We start from the raw sequence: 19,208 nt of genomic DNA on the forward strand, positions 1-19,208 counted from the left end.
ACAATTTATATTCAATTGGGCGAAATCGCTGCGACTTTGCTATAATCCGTGCCCCAAATATGTCGGTTAATCGAGTTTGAGACTAAGTTTATGAGCAGTGTTGGCATCTTTAGACCTAATGAACAGCCCCCGAAAGAGCCGGTTGCGGTGCAATCGAATCGATTGGAGCTGCTGGCACCGGCGAAAAACGCCGATTACGGCATTGAGGCGATCAAACATGGTGCGGATGCCGTATACATAGGCGGTCCTGTGTTTGGTGCTCGTGCGACAGCGGGTAACAGCGTTGAAGATATCGCCCGCTTATGTGAATTTGCTCATCGTTACCATGCGCAAGTGTTTGTCGCGATAAACACGATTTTGATGGATGAAGAATTACCGCAGGCGCAACAACTTATCTGGGGTGTTTATAACGCCGGTGCCGATGCGCTGATTGTGCAAGACATGGGCATATTGCAACTGGATATTCCGCCAATAGCACTGCATGCCAGCACGCAGATGGATAACCGTAGCCCAGAAAAAGTTGCCTTTTTAGAGCAAGTCGGCTTCTCTCAAGTGGTACTCGCCCGTGAACTAGGATTAACCCAAATCCGTGAAGTGGCTAAAAACACTAACATGCAGATTGAGTTTTTCATTCACGGAGCCTTGTGTGTGGCCTATAGCGGCCTGTGTAATTTGAGCCATGCTTTTAGTAATCGCAGCGCTAACCGTGGTGAATGTTCGCAAATGTGCCGTTTGCCAGGTGAGCTTAAAACCCGTCAAGGCGAAGTGTTAGCAGAAAACGAGCATCTGTTATCGCTAAAAGATAATAACCAGACTGACAACCTTGAGGCTTTGATTGATGCTGGCGTGCGTTCTTTTAAAATTGAAGGCCGCTTGAAAGACTTAAGTTACGTGAAAAACGTCACCGCCCACTATCGTCAAGCACTCGACAAGATCATTGCTAAGCGTCCAGAGCTTAGCGCCTCATCCCATGGTCGCTGCGAGCATACATTTACCCCAGATCCAGAGAAAACCTTCAACCGTGGCCGAACTGACTACTTTGTCAATGAGCGTAGCCAAGGCGTGAGTGACTTCCGTTCGCCTAAATACATAGGTGAAGAGGTCGGTAAAGTTATTTAGTTAGGCAAAGACTTTATTGAAGTCAGCTCAACTGAGGTGTTTAACAATGGCGATGGCTTAGCCTATTTTCCGCCTAATTACACTCAAGCAAAGCAATCTGATGATAAGTTGCAGGGGTTACGAGTTAACCGTGCTGATGGGCTCAAGCTCTATGTCACAACCATGCCTAAAGACTTAAAAGTGGGCGCGACGCTTTATCGAAATCACAACCAAGCATTTGAGATGGTGTTGGCAAAAGAGTCATCTAAGCGAATTATCCAAGCGGACTTGTGCTTAACCGATAGCGAAGACGGGGTCAGTTTGACCATTACCGATCAATACGGTCATCAGGGGACGGCGGCCATTGTGGTTGAAAAGCAATTGGCCAGTGATATTGAAAAAACCACTAAGAATATCCGCAAGCAATTAAGTAAATTAGGCAGCACCGACTTTAGCGCCCGTGAAGTGCAAATTAATACTGAGCAGATGTGGTTTATGCCGGCCTCGCTGCTTAATGGTTTACGTCGTGAAGCTGTGAGCGCACTGGAAGCCGCTAGAGTGAATGACTATCTGCGTCCCACAGCCTGGAAACACAATCAAGATGCGGTGTATCCAGTGAAGCATTTAAGCTTTATGGGTAATGTGGCTAATGAACAAGCCAAAGCGTTTTATACTCAGCATGGTGTGATTGAGATAGAAGACACCTATGAGAAAAACGGTATTACCGAAGATGCGCCCTTAATGGTCACTAAGCACTGCTTACGATTTAATTTTAATCTTTGTCCAAAAGAGGTACCGGGAATTAAAGCCGACCCTATGGTGCTAGAGATTGGTAAAGATGTGCTTAAACTAGTATTTGATTGCCCTAAGTGTGAAATGATGGTTGTTGGTGCCAATAGACAGGTATAAGCTAGCTGGGTCAATACACTAAAGGATTAAGGAATCGATCATGGGACTACTCGACTCGCTGATGGGCAATGCCTCCGAAGTAAACTTAGAGGAGTTAGCCGCAGAGTTAGCACCTATTATGGCTGACGGTGAGAGTTTATCACTGGCTTATAAAGTCATTAGGGACATGTTTGTGTTTACCAACAAACGACTTATCCTGATAGATAAGCAAGGCGTGACGGGTAAAAAAGTCAGTTATCATTCAGTGCCATACAAGTCGATCACCCACTTTGAAGTGGAAACCGCGGGTACCTTCGATATGGACTCGGAGCTAAAAATCTGGATATCTGGACAAAAAGATCCTTTAGTCAAAGAGTTGAAGAAAGGCACTGATGTGGTGGGTATTCAAAAAACCATTGCCAACTATTCACTGAAGTAATTTAAACAGCCCGAGTATCAGCTCGGGCTGTTTGCTTTTGATAGCTTGAGTTATCGTTGCCTGAGCGTTGATGCACGTTACCAAGGTGACGTTGAAGGATATTGATTAAACCTCGCGACGGTTAAGCGATAGCGTATCGTTTAAGTTATACCAATCAGTATAAGAATTTGATCTACTCAGCGCGCTTTGGGCAAACTAATTCAAGGCGAATGATTGAAACAATGGTTGTTCCCTTGTGAAATTATTCAACGCAGAAGCAGGCAGCCTAAAACGCGCCACAATGGCGAGTTATAGCGATTCTGAAGCTGTGTTAACGAGCTTAACCGTAGAACAACTATGCTCTTCACTCGTTGCCTTACCTCAGAACCGCTAAATTCTCGCTGAGTGACTAAATGTTTATACTGATTGGTATTAGTTCATGTTCGCTAAGATTAAGGAGGTAGCTTGCGCATTGTCATTGCCACGGATATTTTTGGCAAAACTCCAGAGTTCAGTCGTTGTCTTGAATCATTTCCCTTTGCTTATCATCTTGTCGACCCCTATCAGGGCAAGTATCAGTCTTTTGCGGATGAGCATAGTGCCTATCAATATTTTATCAACAATGTCGGTATCAATGCTTATGCTGGCCATTTAGCGCAGGTTATTCAAGCTGATGAAAGCCCCACGGTGGTCATAGGTTTTAGTGTCGGTGCTGCCGCACTGTGGCAAGTCTCAGCCATGAGCGCTATCAAACACGTTGTGGCGGGGTTTGGTTACTATGGTTCGCAAATTCGTCATCAAATTGAACTACAACCACAGTTTGAACTGCAGTTGGTGTTTCCGCGAACAGAACCCAGTTTTGATGTCGGTGAACTTGTCACGCAGTTGGCTACTACGGCTAAGGTCAATGCTGTGCAATGTCAGTATCTGCATGGCTTTATCAATCCGTTGTCCGTCAATTTTCATCCTAGAGGCTGCGCCGATGCACTTCAATATTTAACCAAGCAGGTAGGCCGTTTAAGCGACTCAATGACTCGCATGTGACCGTTCGCACTAGAGCGCTGTAGTAATAATGATTATGATGCTAGCAACAGGGCAAACCGTGTTAAGCATATCGACTCGAATTGAAGGTGAATTAAGATGAAAAAAGTGGCTGTTATTTTATCTGGTTGTGGCGTATTTGATGGTGCAGAGATCACTGAATCGGTACTAACCTTGCTGCATATTGCTAAAGCTGGCGCAAGCTATCAGTGCTTCGCGCCCGACATTGAGCAAATGCACACATTGAACCATCTAACCGGTGAAGAGATGAGCCCCAATCGCAATGTGTTAGTCGAATCAGCGCGTATAGCGCGAGGCGACATTAAGGCGTTGGGTGAACTTAACTGTAATGAATTTGATGCGTTGATTTTACCCGGTGGCTTTGGTGCCGCTAAAAATTTGTCAGATTTTGCGGTCAATGGCGCCCAAGCCAGTGTGCAAGCCGAGGTATTAGCCTCTTGCCAAGCTTTTGCTGAGGCGAAAAAGCCTGCTGGCTATATGTGCATTGCTCCGGCGATGCTGCCTTTGGTTTATGGTAAGGGAGTGAAAGCAACCATAGGCAATGACGCCGAAACCGCCGCCGCGATTGATATGATAGGTGGCGATCACCAAGACTGCCCTGTGGATGAGATTGTGATTGACCAAAACCACCGGGTGGTCAGCACACCGGCCTATATGTTGGCGAGTTCAATTGTTGAAGCCGATGCCGGTATCAGTAAGTTAGTTAATCAAGTACTCGCGATGACCTAATCCATCAAACTAGCTCGACCACAAAACCGCCACATATTTGTGGCGGTTTTTTTGTATTTGATTGCCATTACCTCAGGCTATTTAGTTTTGAGCACCATTAGCCTGCTGGCAAGCAATGGCGTGAATTAACCGCTCGGGCTGATCGATGCCGAGATAGACTTGGCGGGTATCGCCAATGGGTTGCTTAAGCTCAATAGCGAGGTTAGGCGTGCCAGATAGGTTATAGCGCTTTGCATGTTTGCTACGAGGGATAAATTGGCTGTTAGGTGTGATACTGGCAATATTGGCGATATCAATGCTTAAGCTTGGGTATAAGCCATAGCGAATGATGAGTTGCTGATTATCGATGCTAATAGGCCGTTTGGCTAAAGCGCGGTACTCAGCAATGAAAAACAGCAAGATTAGCAAGGTGAGACCGCTAATGATATTGGCGGCGAGGGGTGACCATAAGAAGTGCAGCAATAGGTGCATAAGAGGGAGTTCAAAGGCAATAATTACGATGAACCCCAATGTGTTATCGCGGCAACCGTCTTTATTGTGATAACTAAAATGCTGCTGTCCACGATAGTATTGAGGCTGGATACTATCGTGGCACAGCAGGTAGCTCCATAGGCGTAAGTCAAAGCTCAGCAGTGTGGCTAGCGGTTGATAATGGGTCAGTTTGGCAATGGCATCTGCTAAGGCGTCATCAGGGTCGCTAGCTGCGTTTAACGCGCTTTTGACAGCCAAAATCACCAGTGCAATGCTAAATAGCTCAATGGCCAATATTACTGCTAACACCACATAGCGCAAGGGAGATAATTGACTAATTAGCACCTGTTGTTCGGTGGGAATTATCAGGCTCCCTATCAACAGCATGAGTGCGATATAGGCCAATGCCTTGAGGGTGGCAGTGCGTTTATCGCCGATAGCCCAAAAGCAGATGGCGGGCAGCACCAGCAGAATATCCAATAGATATAACCACTCTAATTGTGCGAGGCCTGCATCATTGAGCGGTGATGGAACATGAAAATTGAATGCCCAACTGAATGCCAGCAATAACATCACTGCTAAGGGGGCGTAGGGTTTGTACTGAGCAATACTTTTCAATGGTTTCTCCTTGGCCTAAGGCCTTGTATTGGATTCAGATTGACTGCTGGCTGGTGACGCAAAACAATACGCTGCATTCACCTTCGCCTGCTGCGTGCACACTAGAGTAAAAGCTGCAATGACTCGGCAGCTCGGCGGCGATTTGCTCGTTTGCTTGCTGATATTGATTCACATCGATTTGTCCATGGGCTAAAAGCAATGCAGCGCTGATGTTAGCCCTTGAGTTCGCTCGTAAAAAATCGACGGCACTGTCCAGTGAGCTAAAGGCAAAAAGGTGCGCACTAGGGTCACTAAATAATCGTAAATCAGCCACATCAAGATTGTCGGGCATTGTCTTACTCACCAACTTGGCTTTAATGTTGCTGGCTACCGTTCTAGCAATGTGGTCATCATTGCTCGGGTTGGCAATAAATAGCACCGGGCAAAGATTTATCCGGCAGCGCATTAAGATTTCTTGCGCTTGCGTCATATTAGCACCGGTGACAATCAATAGATCACAACCATCCAGAGCTTGGGGCGATAGGGCGATGATGTCTGCGTTCTCGCGGCAACCTTTTGCTAAGTTATCAAAGCGAGTCATGACAATGTTAGCAGGTGCTAGCTCATCAATAGGGTGAAAATTTAAAGACAACCCAATGTACTCCTAATCAGTGGCAACAGTTGCCCGTTGCTAAGCCCAAGTGAGGTGTTGATGTTAAAGTAGTTTCACTATGGCATAACAGCCCAATACCCAACTTGCATTGAAGAATGCTCTTAGTAGCCAGGGTTGATTGCCGTAGGTGATGTTGAACACTTTGGTGGCAACTACGCCTAGACCCATTAGTGAAAACCAAGGGGTTAAGGGCCAAACAAATTGCGCTTTTAGCAGTGAAATTGCTAAATCATGCAGCGCGCCGCTGACGGTAAAAGTGGCGATGATGGCTAACGCGCCGGGCATCACTTGCCTGCAAGGCTGCATGATAAAGCGGGCCAAATAATAGCCCCATATGGGATTCCAGTAGAGCCAAAATTGTGCAAACGAGGCTGCCCCTAGGGAGTTGTGGAGCATATTGCTCAGTGAGCCTGCAGCGCCAAGGGCAACGCCATTTCGCTTTTTAACGTATTGCGCTAATGTCATCTGCGGATGCTTCAACTTGCCTCCTTGTGCTTTTTGCAGCGGTAGCTTGGCTATTGCCTTAAGCTAACATGTTGGTTGTGGTGATCATACTTATCACCACGCTGCTGTTAGGCGATACTCAGCGACAGCATACAGAGCCACAGCAGCTGCACACCATAGGATAGCCGCTGTTGCAGCCCCGGGTTGGTTTGTTGTCGCACGGCGATAACCATCTTATATAGGTAGTAGACAGTGATAAGCACTGCAGCTACCGATATCAGTCGTATAGAGATGGGGGTAATTAAAGATGTTGGCCCCAGGGCGACACAAATTGGCGCGATGAGTAGCGACAGTAACATGATAAAACCTGCCCAAGAGTGGATCTTGCAATGGCGACTGGGCGTTTTAGTATAAGGGTCGGCATCCATAGGGAAGTAGCCTGCCACCCATGTCCCTATGCCATGCAATCCAATCAGGTAACCGGCCACGTGCAGTGAGATATGGGCGTTATCAATAGAGATGACATGCCAGCCACACAGCAAAAATAACAAGCCTAATGGGTAATTATTGATCCGTGGTGATAGCTTTTGAGTAGGGCTGCCAACGGCGCCCAGTTCACTGCAAAATTGCCGTTGGTGGCTATAGCCAGGGTAATACCTAGCAGCAATATAGACACCCAGCACGATCCAAATGCTGGCAATGATCCCTGAATAAACACTGAGAGTATGTAACAACGCTGCTGTCCTTGCGTGAATTGATTTATGTCTAGTTAACTCATTTATGGCTGAGTGATTTTTGCATGGGAATACAATCTAAGCTGATGCCTCTTGGCGACTGGTAAGTCGCAATTTTGTCTCCAACAAAACCGCAGCTACGATAAAAAGCAGCGGCGTTGAGCGTGGACTCTAACATCAGCTGAGATAAACCTTGTTGCTTGGCCTGTTGTTCTAAAAAAGCCAGCATCTGGGTAGCGATCCCTTGGCCAAAGTAGTCAGGGTCAACAAAAATAGCGTCAATCATGGTCGTATCTACGGTCAGCATGCCACAACCAACCACCTGTTGGTTAAGCTCTGCCACGTAAAATGCGTTAATAATGTCCTGTTTTATGGCCTCAGAGACTTCACCTTCGGTCCAAATCGCTAGCTGCTCAGATGAATAGAAGTCGCTACATTGGGCTAATATTGCCCGCTTGCGTAGTTGACATATAGCGCTGATATCAGCAGCCAGGGCTTTTCTTATCACCATGTGCTACTCATCCTTGATTACTTAGAATAGGCTAATTTATATCATGGCAGTCAATTGAAATCTATCAGGATTATTTCATATTTTACATTCATTTAACTTGTGTGAGTAACAAGATTGACGTTAGCGGTTGTGATCGTCAAAAGCACTACTTTTCTCATTGGGTGCCAAATTAATTCACTCGTTTAAAGCGGTGTATTTTAATCGATTTATTTTGTGCTGCAGATGTCGGTATCGATTGCTTTTTTTCACTGCCAATTTGTTGTGCTTAGTGTTTTATCACGCAGTTTTTCGATCTCAAAGTTGGCTATTTGACTGTTTGCATACGTCAAGATATTGCCAGTTGAATTAGCTCAGTTATGTCGTGATAATCGCTGCCAGTTCAATAGCGGAACTATCTAAATTTATTAATAAATAACAATTTTTCAAAAGGAGTTGTTTGCTGTGAAAAAGTCAATTTTTTCGGTGTCGACAATCGCTACTGCGCTGTATTTTTCTGTGCCAACAACCGCAATTGCCCACGGTTGGGTAGAATTTCCCCAGGCACGCCAATCTATCTGCTATGAACAGGGCGGCATATGGACTGGTAATCCGCCTAATGCAGCATGTAAGGCTGCGCTAGAAGTGTCAGGCACTTATCAGTTTGTGCAGCGTAATGAGGTTGCGATTAACATTCAGGCGCCGGATTATCTTGATGCGCAAAAAGTCAGAGCAGCAATTCCCGATGGCAGCCTTTGCTATGCCAATGACCCACAAAAGCGAGGATTAGGTGTTGAGCATGGCGACTGGACCCGCACAGAGGTAGCGCCGGGCACTTTTGAGCTCGTGTTCAACGCCACGGCGCCGCATAATCCGTCATATTGGGAGATTTATCTCACTAAGCCAGGTGTCGATGTGTCAAAGGCGCTCAGCTGGGATGATCTCGAGCTGATCCAAGAGTATGGCAATATTGAAGTCGGCGCCGACAAGAAGTATCGCATGAGGGTTACGATTCCTGCTGAGCGCAGTGGTGAGGCAATACTATACACCCGTTGGCAGCGTATCGATCCAGTGGGAGAAGGCTTCTACAACTGTAGTGACATAAACATTAGTGGTGACGAGTTACCGCCAGTCGACCCTGATGAGCCGTATCTACATAAAGGTGAACAGTTTATACCCAATGACGTCTCGTTACAGACACCGCAAATTGGCGAGTCTGTTAAGTATGATGTGCTCAATCGATACGGTGATATTCACACTAGCTTTAGCCTAGAAATTACCGAAGATAACCAGCTAGATTGGGACCGTTTGTTAGCGGCTAAGATCAGTGGTTATTATGAGTCTAATCACAATGGCAATGTGTTTATTGGTGATTGGCATGCTGAAATGAACCACTATATGTATTTCAGAGATAACCTCTACGCCAACTATTTTAATGCCAAAGATGAACGAGCATCTGGAGTGTTTAGTATTGTTGCTGACGAGGTCAATCCGGGCTTAACTGCTGTCATTACCCCACAAACATTGCAAGAGATTCAACTGGCGGAAGTGCAGCACGGCACGGTGGTGGTGCTCAACCCGTTAAACACTACTGGTGACTATGACCAAGTGGTTTGGCAACAATTGAGTGGCCCAGCTGTTAATACTGATCAAGGGCGCTACGATGAATTAATCATTGATACGGACGCTTTATCGGGCGGTCAAGACCATCAGTTATCCTTCCAGCTTACTGTGGCCAATGTCCAAGGCAGTGATAGTGCGGTTTACAGCTTCACGGTGAAATCTGGCGATGATGAGATACCAAGTGATGGAAACTGGTTGGCTGACAAAGTGTATGTTCAGGGCGATATAGTGACTTTTGCTGGTCGTAGTTGGACTGCACAGTGGTGGACTCAAGGTGAGCAACCTGGTACTACCGGTGAGTGGGGAGTGTGGCGTTAGTAGTGATAAAATCTGTTGGCCTAGAGAGTAACTTAAGATGCTGATTCTATGAGCTTATTTTAGACGTTTATGCTAACAACTTAATCTATTGACTCACGGATTGCGACTTGGCTAAACGGGCGAGTAATAGAGGCTAAATCTAGGCGCAAGGGTTTTAATATAAGCGCTTGCGCCTTGTTATCTTAATGCTGCTCTCGCACTGCGGTGACAGTGATTTCAATGAGCACATCGCCCTCTAGTGCCACACCGACACACGCCCGTTGTGGCCAATGTTGCGGGTCGTCTCCCAGCCAATCACACCAGAGCTGATCCATAACGGGTTTGTTTTTCATATCACTAATGTAAACCTGCGCCGAGACTATGCGGGTTTTATCGCTACCCAGCTCAGCTAAGTTTTGCTCTATGGTGGCTAAGGTCTGCTGGGTTTGCTCAGCGATATTCAACTGTGTATCCGCCGCTGTTGCGACTGTCCAAACCAAATCCTGATAGGCCGTAGACTTATTGCGGCCGATATATCTGCCGCGTTGACGTTCAATCACCATTGTATTCCCTGTTTTAATTGCGTATCTATTTGCGCTTATCCCAGTACTGCTGTTAGCACCCTTTGCCAGTTACCGCCCATGATTTTGTCTCGTTCTAGGCCGCTAAACCCAGCGCCGGCCAAGGCATCATCAATACGCTGCATGCGGTTAATATGATTAAGCTCTGGCACCACTACGTGTTGCGGTTCAACATCAAAACCTAATACGCCACGTGCGCGTAAACTGTGCCACCAATCTAGGTACTGTTTAACGCCTTGCGTATTGTCATTATCCAGTGCCTGTAACTCTTTGTGGCCTCGTAGTGGATAATCATTGGCAATGGCCACCGCATCGATGCCAGCGACATTGGCGACATGTTTTAGGTGAGCTAGATAGTGATCAGTTGTCGGTGGGTTATCTTGGGTCAACCAAAAAGTCATCATGAACACCCCGAATAATCCACCCGTACCCGCGATGGCTTTAAGCACATCGTCAGGGGTGCAGCGTGCATGGTTTACAATCGATCGCACCGCGCCATGGCTTTGTACTATCGGGGCTTTTGACAGCTTTGCGGTGTCTAGGGCAGATTGAGGACTGGAGTGACTGACATCAATGAGAATGTTGCGGCTATTAAGTTTAGCAATCAGCTGTTCACCCGCGGTAGTTAGAGGCAAGTTGAGGCCTTGTTTACCATTATTATCTAGTGCACCGCCAGCAAATAAATTGCCGTAGTGGTGGGTTAATTGTAACGCGCGTAACCCTTTATGATAAAACTCATCGACTTGATCCAGCCCAGAAGTGATGCTTTGCTCAACACAGTCGGCGCCTTGGATTTGGAAAAATACCGCGGTGCGTTGGCTGTCGATCGCTTTGTTTATATCGCTGCCAGAGCGCCCTAATAATAGCTGTTGTGGATTTTGGTTTACTCGGGCTAGCGCAGCAGTGATGCTGTCCATGCAGGCTTTGTAAGTCCGTTTATAGTTGGTGGTGCCATCGGGCTTTTTGATGGCTTCTATGGCTGAAATGTCGCACAAGTAAGCATCAAGTTTAGATGCGGCTAAGTCGGCGAGATCGTCAGGTAAGAAAGATAAGCCGTCAATGTAAACCCGTTTTTTAGGGCTGTTGAGGCTATAGGCTAATGGGGTTTGTGTCAGTAAAACTCCGGCTGCCATGGCTTGCAGTATCCGTCGTCGTGAAACTATTGCTGAGGCAGTTGCTGAAGTTTTAAGCACACTATGCTCCTATTATGAGTGTTTGCAATAAATGCTACCAGTAAACAAGCTAAAAGTAGAACAAAGTATCTAATGCAATATCTTGAATATTGTTTGATTATAATTTGTTGATATTTAAATATAAAGTAAGTATTTTAACTGGCGTATTAACACATTCAGGGATAGTTTTGTGATTGAAATTCGTCAGGCAACGGCTGCAGATCTACCGCTTTTTTTCCAATATTTAGCTAAGCAGCTTGAGGAAAATGGCGCCAATAATACTCCTCTTTTTCAGCCCTTATCTCGCTCAAAAAGCCAATTGAGTGATGATATGCGTATTCGTTTCGCTGAAGGCATTGTCAGAGAACGCGACCAAGCTGGTTGGCGCCAGTTGTGGATTGCCATGGATAACGGTCAAGTTTTAGGCCATATCGATATTCGCGCCACCGATGAGCCCTATACCGAGCACCGTGCATTAATGGGAATAGGGGTGGATGCCAGTGCGCGCCAACAAGGGCTTGGTAAGCGTTTGATTGATCATCTGTTTAGCGATTTAGCTTCGCAACTTAATTTTGGTGACAGCATTGTTGAGCGTATTGATTTGTGGGTACTGAGCCACAATCAAGCGGCGAGGAATCTGTACCTGTCGATGGGCTTTAAGTTATGTGGCGAGTTAACGGATATGTTCCGCATTGACGGTCAATCACTGGATCACACCTTGATGTCGCGACTCGTTTAAGCTGCATGTTTAACTGCAATGCGCGCCAATAATAGCGATTCCATTCAAAAATTGTGATTTTTTGTGCGCTTGACAACCCCGTCTGCATAGGTAAATATCGGAGCACTTTTAGTAAGTTGTCGGTATTAGATGGACGTGATTACCAGCATAAAAATAGTGTCAAATTGGTGGTCCTTAATACTGTTTACTTAATCAATATCAGGAGCCTGTTATGATTCGTAAGCTATGTTCGATCGCATTGTTAGCGGTATTATCACTGCAAGTACAAGCTGAAAATTACTCTATTGGTACCGGTGGACAAAGTGGTATTTACTATCCTTTTGGTGGTGCGTTAGCCAAAGTGTGGTCCGATAATGTTGCAGACGTTAATGTAAAAGCAGAAGTGACCGCAGCCTCGGTAGAAAACACCATTAAAGTGGTACGTGGCGACATGATTGCTGGCATCGCCATGGGCAATGTCGTGCTGGATGCCTACAAAGGTGAAGGCAAATTTCGCAGCGAAATGCCCGTGAAAACCTTGTTCGCGCTCTATCCGAACTTAGTGCATGCTTTGACCTTAGAAAAGTCAGGCATTACCTCGCTATCACAGCTTAAAGGCAAACGTATCTCCTTGGGGGCACCGGCAAGTGGCACGGCTGTTACTGCAGCAGCGTTACTGGCTTCTATTGGTATCGATGTTAAAAAAGATATCGACGCGGTTTATCTTAATTATGCGGAAACTACTAATGCGCTGGCTAACGGTCAGATTGATGCTGGTTTCATTGTGGGTGGCCAAGGTGTTGGTGCTGTCACTCAGGTAGCATTGACTCACAAGATTAATATTATTGATATTAGTGCCGCAGAATCGGCCGCTTTTATCAAGCAATACCCAGCATATAGCAGCTACAATATTCCAGCCGATGTGTATAACAATGTTGATGAAGTCTCGACATTGAGTGTGTGGAATGTATTAGTTGTTAGCGCCAAAATGGATGATGACATGGCGTATAACCTCACTAAAGCCGCCTATGAAAATATGGATGAGGTACGTAAAGTGGTTAAAGTGGCCGATGCCACCACACCAGAAAATGCCTCACGTTTAGCCGGAGTGCCTCTGCATCCTGGCGCGCAAAAGTATTTAGATTCTATTGCTAAGTAACTCCATTAGGCCGTGTTAAACACGGCCTAATCTATTTGTGGCGGCAGCCGTGTTGTTCATGTGCTGGCGCCCATGTTGTAAATGACTATTGAGGACAAGATATGACAACACGTCATGAAGAACCTGTACTCAATCCTCCCCAGAATGAGCCGCCAGCACTGCAGCAACAAGATAAACTTATTAACACCTTTGGTTATCTGATATTAGTGATTGCAGTGTCTCTTAGCGCATTTCAGATCTGGCAGGGGATCACTTCTACTATCTCGGCAACGTATTTTCGTCCGGTGCATTTATGCTGGGTGTTGGTGCTGATATTTCTGCATTACCCGCTAATTAAAACTCGTCAAAGTGTACTGTACATACCCGGCAGATTAGTCGATTTAGCCTTATGTGCGGTCACGGTTTATGCGGGTTATCGCATGTCGATATTTGACTATAACGATATTGACCATCTGCTGTATGGCTTAGGGATCGAAGATCTCGTGGCAGGCTGCGCGTTGCTGGCCTTGCTGCTTGAAGGATGTCGACGCACTGTTGGCTGGGTGATGGTCTTGATTGCTGGCTTATTTCTCGCTTACAGCGCGTTTGGCGATATGTTACCCAGCGCAATTGCGACCAAGGCATACAGCTTACAAGAGCTGATTCAATTCCAGATTTATTCGGCTAATGGTGTTTTTGGCTCAGCCTTAGGCATTGCAGCAACCACAGTATTTATTTTTGTGTTATTTGGCGCTTTTCTTGAAGTCACAGGTGCCGGTAAGTTTTTTATTGATTTGGCATTTTCCATTGCAGGTCGATATCGCGGTGGCCCCGCAAAGGCGGCGGTATTAGCATCAGCCGGGTTAGGATCTATCTCAGGGTCTGCCATTGCCAATACGGTCACCACGGGCTCTGTCACCATTCCCATGATGAAAAAATTGGGCTACAAACCGCAGCAAGCTGCGGGTATTGAAGCTGCCGCGTCTACAGGGGGGCAGATCATGCCGCCAATTATGGGCGCTGGGGCTTTTGTGATGGCGCAGTTTACCGGCGTGCCCTATAGCGAAATCATGCTGGCGTCCATCGCACCCGCCATTTTGTATTTTTTCTGTACGCTGCTGTATGTCCATCTGATGGCCTGTAAATTGAATTTACAAGCGGTGAGCCGAACAGAAGCGGTGTGGCAAGTAATGAAGCAAGGTGCCCATCACCTTATTCCTTTGGTGATGATAACCGTGCTGCTAATGATGGCCTACTCGCCACTGTTAGTGGGGGTTGCGGGTTGTGCGGCGATTATTGTGACCGCCGGCTTACGTCGACATAGTCGTATAGGGCTGAAAAAATTCATTGCAGGCATGAAAAATGGTGCCTTACTGGCGTTGCCAATATCGGTTGCCTGCGGCGCCGCAGGGATTATTGTTGGAGTGGTTGGCCAAACGGGGATTGGTCTGCAATTTACCCAGTTTGTGATGGAGTTTTCTGGCGGCTATATGTTAGTGGCGCTGGGCTTAATCAGTATTGTTGCCTTGGTACTGGGGATGGGATTACCAGTTACGGCTGCCTATATCGTACTGGCGGTGATGGCGGTTCCGATGTTGGGTGATTTTGGTTTGCCATTGTTGACGGCACATCTCATCGTGTTTTGGTTGTCGCAGACATCAAATGTCACTCCCCCAATTGCACTGGCCGCCTTTGCCGGGGCTGGTGTGGCAAATGCCAACCCAATGAAGTCTTCGGTAGAAGCCTTTAAGCTCGCAGGTGGGCTGTTCATTATCCCGATTATGATGGCCTATACCGATCTGCTCAACCCGCAAGCAAGTACGCTGGAGTTTGTGTTTGCCATCGTACAAACCGCGGCGATAATTTTGGCCATTGCTATCGCTATTGAAGGGTTCTTGATGCAGGCGTTATCTAAGTGGGAGCGCATCATCGCAATTGTGACGGTGCCGTTTATTCTGCTTAACCCGCTGAACCTCGGCATGGTGGCAATTGGTATCATTGTGGTTTTGGTATTTTTGCAATGGCGCCGTGCGCCGCAAGCGAAGGTACAGTCTCAGCCCTAACAGCCAATATTCTCATCGATGATGCAAAAGGGAGCATTGGCTCCCTTTATTTTTGAACTCTGCCGGTAATTCACCGAGATTTCACTGATGTTCACTCGCTGAAACCTCATACTGAGCCGATATTGATGAGCGCATGTAAACGTCACTCGATTAGCATGCGAGCGCGTAGCAAATATGAAAAGGAATTCAAATGAAGTATTTAGGGTTGGCGGTATTACTGTTGCTGTCTATGGCGAGCCATGCCAAACCTATCCACAGCGACAATCGATTACTGCCAAATGAGCCACTGGTAAATGCGCAAGCTCGCTTGTACGACTTTACCGCAGTTGCGAAGTTACAACCTTTAGTGGCCCAACTCAAACAGGGGCAAACGGTGAGTGAGTCCCAATGGCAAGCCTTATATGCGTTGCCGGCTTATCAACTCATTTTTACCATTTCTAGCCATCGCCCTGAGCAGCTAACTAGGCGCTATCAAGTTGCTTTTAATCCGAATGAGCGTTCAGCATTTGAGGCTTTAGCTGAGTCTGAGCAGTTTGAGGTGTTACATCTACGTCAAGCTTTTGATGACCTCAGTTGGTTGCCGCAGTATCAGCATTGGTTGGTTGAACAAGATGCCCTAGCGCGCAGTAAAGCACATGCCTTAGCCTTGCTGCCCTCGTTTGATGCGAATGCTTATGAGGTGCGGTTTATGTTTGCTCTATTTGGCCAAAATGCCCATGCGGCGGAAATTGGCGTGGTGATGGACGCCTATATTGGTTACTTGAGCGATCAGCAAGCGCCGTTTGAATTGGCAGGGCATGAACTGCATCATTTTTTCTACGGTATTATTCATCCTGTGGCGCCGTTGGATATGAGTAACCCATTTGAGCGGGTGTTGTACCATGTGCAAAAAGAGGGCGTGGCAAACTTAATTGATAAGCATAACTTCAGTGATGCTGACTCGCCTTTTGCTGAAAGCCTTAAACAGCAGTTTGCCAAGCAGATGAGCTTAGCGCCAGATCACCTGGCCTTGCTTGATAGATTGCTCACTGCGGCGCTAGATGAGCCCCAGCAAGCGGATTTTATGACGTTTCAACAGGCACTACCTTTTTGGGGGCATACGCTGGGCTGGTACATATGCCAGACCATTGTTAAAGCCGGAGAGTCAGAGGCGCTGATCATAACCTTAAATCAGCCCCATCAGTTATTTACGCTATATAACCAAGTGGTTGAACAACATCAGCTGACTCAGCCGCGTTTTTCCCAAGCAGTACTCGATTACTACGAGCTATTATCGCAGCAATAGCCTGTTATGAGGTTAATAGCATGGGGCAGTGCGGTGGCAACACCATATCTATGGCACCCGGTTTGACACTTACACTTAATTCGGTGGTGCTAATTGGTTCACCGTCGAGGTTAATGGGCATGGCTTGTTCGGACTGCCACACTGCATGGGTGGTTTTGTGGCGTTTAACAAACTGACCCGACTCGATGTTGTCATCGAGCAATTCTGCAACCACAGTGCTGAGTTCGTGGGCGGGGAACGCTTGTAGCGAGACCAAGTCAATAAGCCCATCGTTTATGTACGCATGCTTAGCTAGCTCTTGGCCTCCGCCAGCCATACGTCCATTGCACACGGCGCCAAATAAGATACTGCTGCTATAGGCTTGATCTTCAATGATCACATTGCCGGGAAACGGCTGAAAGTTAAGTGCTTGAACTAGACCTGTTAGGGTATAAGCGCCGCCGCCAAGGAAGTTTTTAAGTTGTACCGGTGTGGTGGCGGTGACTTGAGCGCCGAAGCCGCCAGTGGCCATATTAACAAAATAGTGCTCATTGGCTTGGATGATATCAATCGCATAGGCCTTGCCACTCACGGCCAGTTTAAGTGCGGCTAATGGCTCTGAGTCTATCTCGCAGGCCGTCGCAAAGTCGTTGGCGGTGCCAAGGGGCAATATGGCCACTTGTGGACGCTGTTCAATGGGATGATGCATTAGTGCGCTGGCAACTTCATTGACTGTGCCGTCACCACCCCCGGCAATAATGCGCTGGCAACCCTGTTGAATGGCCTCATCGACAAGGCGTGCCATATCACCGCCTTCCCAGGTGACCCTGATCTCTAAATCTGTGCCTTGCTGCCGAATGGCATATACCGCATCTCGAATGGTTTCTAACGCGGCTTTTTTACCATTGAGGAGTAATCTTACTTTCATTGCCACCACCGTAAATTGATTGGTATAGCTCACAGTAGCATAGCTGGCGGCGCTTAACCCAAGTAAAAACAAGTTACTGTTAGGCGGTATGATAATGTCGGCCTAGTCCTGCTATATCGCCACTGACTGAATCGTTTGTGCAACGGCCAGCAAACCGTTAGTGCGAGAGGGGCTTAACTGACCTGCAAGGCCTAAGGTTTCAAAGAACTGATTGAGGTCAAAGGCCTGGATCTGCTCAGCGGTCTTACCGTGGCACGCAATAAGCAATAAGGCTATGAGTCCTTTGACTATGCGCGCATCGCTATCAGCGACGAAATAGTGTTGTTGGTCAATCTGGCGGTGATATAGCCAAACTGTGCTCTCACAGCCTTTAACTTGTGCTGAGGCGACTTTTAATGATTCATCCAGTTTAGGCAGTTGCTTGCCAAGTAGCATGATTTCACGGTATCTAGTCTGCCAGCCGTCGGCTTGAACGAAGCGTTTTAGAACGGCTTCGCTATCTAAATTTAGCGCTAAAAACGCGGCAGAATCAGGTTGGGTTGCAGACATGGCGTTCTCAATATTTAAATTAGTCAATCAGCATAGCTTTAACAGATGATAAAGCCTCAATAAAGCGGTCAATATCTTCATGGCTGGTATAAACGCCAATAGATGCACGGCAGCAACCGCTAATTTGCAAGCTGTGCATTAACGGCATCGCGCAGTGATGACCACAGCGAATAGCAACGCCTTGTTGGTCGAGTAAAATGCCCACATCTTGATGATGTTCTCCGTTGAGATTAAACGCTACCGCACCACAGTTGTCATTATGCGCAGCATACAGGGTGATACCACCGAGTTGCTGTAATTGCGTTTGCAGGTAGTTGACTAGTTCTGCCTCGCGCTTTTGGGTGGCGGCCTGAGGTAGGTTAGCAATATAGTCTATGGCTGCGCCTAGTCCAATAACTTCTGCAATTGCCGGTGTGCCGGCTTCTAAACGATTGGGTAGCGTATTGAAACTGGTGCCATCAAAACTGACCTGCTCAATCATCTCTCCACCCGTAAGCAGCGGCGTCAATGTATCAAGCTGTTGATATCGGCCGTACAAAATACCTACGCCGGTTGGGCCATACATTTTATGGCCGGAAAATACATAGAAATCGCAATCAATCTCCTGCATGTCGACACGTTTGTGTGCGACGGCTTGTGCGCCATCGACCAAAGTCAGCGCTCCGGCAGCCTTCGCTTGTGCAACCATAGCTTGAACTGGATTGACGGTGCCTAACACATTAGATACATGGTTGATGGCGACGATACTTGGACTTTGCGCAACTAATGCTTGGTAAGCCTGCTGATCGATTCTGCCATCATCGGCCAATGGAATGGCTATGACTTTGGCACCCGTGCGCTGCGCCAGTTGTTGCCAGGGAACAATATTGGCGTGGTGAGCTGCGGTGTCGACTAAGATGACACTGTTACTATCAAGTTTTTGATTCAGGCCCCATGCTACTTGGTTGATCGCTTCGGTGGTGCCATGGGTGAAAATGATCTCTTCGCGGCGTTGGGCATTAACAAATGCCTGCACTTTATCACGCACGGCTTCATATTTGGCTGTTGAACGAGCTGAGAGTTGATGCGCAGCACGGTGAACATTGGCATTATCATAGCGGTAAAAGTCAGCCATCGCATCTAGCACTGACTGGGGCTTTTGACTGGTAGCAGCGGTGTCGAGATAACACAGCGGATAGCCGTCAAGCGTCTGTTCTAAGGCGGGAAACTGTGCGCGCAATGCGAGAAGTTGCATCTATAAAACCTGATAAATTAAGAAGCCAATATAAAACGCC

At 47.0% G+C, this 19,208-nt stretch carries 19 protein-coding genes and 1 pseudogene; 10 read left to right on the top strand and 10 right to left on the bottom strand.

Annotation, left to right across the window (positions count from 1 at the left end):
• The first annotated feature begins 90 nt into the window (after window positions 1-90).
• From L865_RS23245 to elbB, 5 genes and pseudogenes are all read left to right on the top strand, one after another.
• Window positions 91-2,007 (top strand): annotated as a pseudogene (locus L865_RS23245) (peptidase U32 family protein).
• A gap of 40 nt (window positions 2,008-2,047) precedes the next feature.
• Entirely contained in the window at window positions 2,048-2,425 is a 378-nt protein-coding gene (locus L865_RS0106420) for a PH domain-containing protein (protein WP_028772476.1), read from the top strand.
• Between the two features lie 235 nt (window positions 2,426-2,660).
• Complete coding sequence (locus tag L865_RS25425) at window positions 2,661-2,798, top strand: hypothetical protein (RefSeq protein WP_157577475.1); 138 nt, start codon at window positions 2,661-2,663, stop codon at window positions 2,796-2,798.
• A gap of 71 nt (window positions 2,799-2,869) precedes the next feature.
• Complete coding sequence (locus tag L865_RS0106430) at window positions 2,870-3,448, top strand: dienelactone hydrolase family protein (RefSeq protein WP_028772477.1); 579 nt, start codon at window positions 2,870-2,872, stop codon at window positions 3,446-3,448.
• A 96-nt stretch (window positions 3,449-3,544) separates the two neighbouring features.
• Window positions 3,545-4,195, top strand: coding sequence for an isoprenoid biosynthesis glyoxalase ElbB (gene elbB / locus L865_RS0106435; RefSeq protein ID WP_028772478.1), 651 nt, complete (start codon window positions 3,545-3,547; stop codon window positions 4,193-4,195).
• 81 nt (window positions 4,196-4,276) lie between these two features.
• On the opposite strand, the gene L865_RS0106440 is transcribed toward elbB, so the two are convergent.
• The 5 genes from L865_RS0106440 to L865_RS0106460 all read right to left on the bottom strand — a co-directional run bounded on the left by L865_RS0106440 (window position 4,277) and on the right by L865_RS0106460 (window position 7,625).
• Window positions 4,277-5,284, bottom strand: coding sequence for a hypothetical protein (locus L865_RS0106440; protein WP_028772479.1), 1,008 nt, complete (start codon window positions 5,282-5,284; stop codon window positions 4,277-4,279).
• Window positions 5,285-5,318: 34 nt separating this feature from the next.
• Window positions 5,319-5,915 (bottom strand): hypothetical protein, encoded by a 597-nt coding sequence (locus L865_RS0106445; RefSeq protein WP_028772480.1) that lies wholly within the window; start codon window positions 5,913-5,915, stop codon window positions 5,319-5,321.
• A gap of 63 nt (window positions 5,916-5,978) precedes the next feature.
• On the bottom strand, window positions 5,979-6,416 hold the full coding sequence (locus L865_RS0106450; RefSeq protein WP_028772481.1) for a hypothetical protein: 438 nt from the start codon (window positions 6,414-6,416) through the stop codon (window positions 5,979-5,981).
• Between the two features lie 92 nt (window positions 6,417-6,508).
• Complete coding sequence (locus tag L865_RS0106455) at window positions 6,509-7,114, bottom strand: DUF998 domain-containing protein (RefSeq protein ID WP_028772482.1); 606 nt, start codon at window positions 7,112-7,114, stop codon at window positions 6,509-6,511.
• A gap of 40 nt (window positions 7,115-7,154) precedes the next feature.
• A complete protein-coding gene (locus L865_RS0106460) occupies window positions 7,155-7,625 on the bottom strand; it encodes a GNAT family N-acetyltransferase (protein WP_028772483.1) in 471 nt (156 codons plus the stop codon).
• 441 nt (window positions 7,626-8,066) lie between these two features.
• Between L865_RS0106460 and L865_RS0106465 the strand changes: the two genes are divergently transcribed.
• On the top strand, window positions 8,067-9,542 hold the full coding sequence (locus L865_RS0106465) for a lytic polysaccharide monooxygenase (RefSeq protein ID WP_157577477.1): 1,476 nt from the start codon (window positions 8,067-8,069) through the stop codon (window positions 9,540-9,542).
• A gap of 182 nt (window positions 9,543-9,724) precedes the next feature.
• Here L865_RS0106465 and L865_RS0106470 read toward each other — a convergent pair whose 3' ends face one another.
• Window positions 9,725-10,084, bottom strand: a complete 360-nt coding sequence (locus tag L865_RS0106470) for a RidA family protein (RefSeq protein WP_245608401.1) — start codon at window positions 10,082-10,084, stop codon at window positions 9,725-9,727.
• A 35-nt stretch (window positions 10,085-10,119) separates the two neighbouring features.
• Window positions 10,120-11,235 carry a membrane dipeptidase gene (locus L865_RS0106475; RefSeq protein WP_051484491.1) on the bottom strand — a complete coding sequence of 372 codons (1,116 nt, stop codon included), beginning with the start codon at window positions 11,233-11,235 and terminating at the stop codon, window positions 10,120-10,122.
• Window positions 11,236-11,464: 229 nt separating this feature from the next.
• Here L865_RS0106475 and L865_RS0106480 point away from each other — a divergent pair, with 229 nt between their 5' ends.
• From L865_RS0106480 to L865_RS0106495, 4 genes are all read left to right on the top strand, one after another.
• Complete coding sequence (locus L865_RS0106480; RefSeq protein ID WP_245608402.1) at window positions 11,465-12,013, top strand: GNAT family N-acetyltransferase; 549 nt, start codon at window positions 11,465-11,467, stop codon at window positions 12,011-12,013.
• 211 nt (window positions 12,014-12,224) lie between these two features.
• Window positions 12,225-13,151: a TAXI family TRAP transporter solute-binding subunit gene (locus L865_RS0106485; RefSeq protein ID WP_028772488.1), complete on the top strand. Its 927-nt coding sequence runs from the start codon at window positions 12,225-12,227 to the stop codon at window positions 13,149-13,151.
• Window positions 13,152-13,252: 101 nt separating this feature from the next.
• A complete protein-coding gene (locus L865_RS0106490; protein WP_051484483.1) occupies window positions 13,253-15,193 on the top strand; it encodes a TRAP transporter permease in 1,941 nt (646 codons plus the stop codon).
• A 190-nt stretch (window positions 15,194-15,383) separates the two neighbouring features.
• Window positions 15,384-16,478: a DUF5700 domain-containing putative Zn-dependent protease gene (locus tag L865_RS0106495; protein WP_028772490.1), complete on the top strand. Its 1,095-nt coding sequence runs from the start codon at window positions 15,384-15,386 to the stop codon at window positions 16,476-16,478.
• Between the two features lie 4 nt (window positions 16,479-16,482).
• Here L865_RS0106495 and yegS read toward each other — a convergent pair whose 3' ends face one another.
• The 3 genes from yegS to L865_RS0106510 all read right to left on the bottom strand — a co-directional run bounded on the left by yegS (window position 16,483) and on the right by L865_RS0106510 (window position 19,168).
• Entirely contained in the window at window positions 16,483-17,385 is a 903-nt protein-coding gene (yegS, locus tag L865_RS0106500; protein WP_028772491.1) for a lipid kinase YegS, read from the bottom strand.
• A gap of 111 nt (window positions 17,386-17,496) precedes the next feature.
• On the bottom strand, window positions 17,497-17,934 hold the full coding sequence (locus L865_RS0106505; RefSeq protein ID WP_028772492.1) for a SufE family protein: 438 nt from the start codon (window positions 17,932-17,934) through the stop codon (window positions 17,497-17,499).
• Window positions 17,935-17,953: 19 nt separating this feature from the next.
• Window positions 17,954-19,168, bottom strand: coding sequence for an aminotransferase class V-fold PLP-dependent enzyme (locus L865_RS0106510; RefSeq protein WP_028772493.1), 1,215 nt, complete (start codon window positions 19,166-19,168; stop codon window positions 17,954-17,956).
• Between the last annotated feature and the right edge of the window lie 40 nt (window positions 19,169-19,208).

The organism is Shewanella waksmanii ATCC BAA-643, assembly GCF_000518805.1.
Classification (GTDB): Bacteria; Pseudomonadota; Gammaproteobacteria; order Enterobacterales; family Shewanellaceae; genus Shewanella; species Shewanella waksmanii.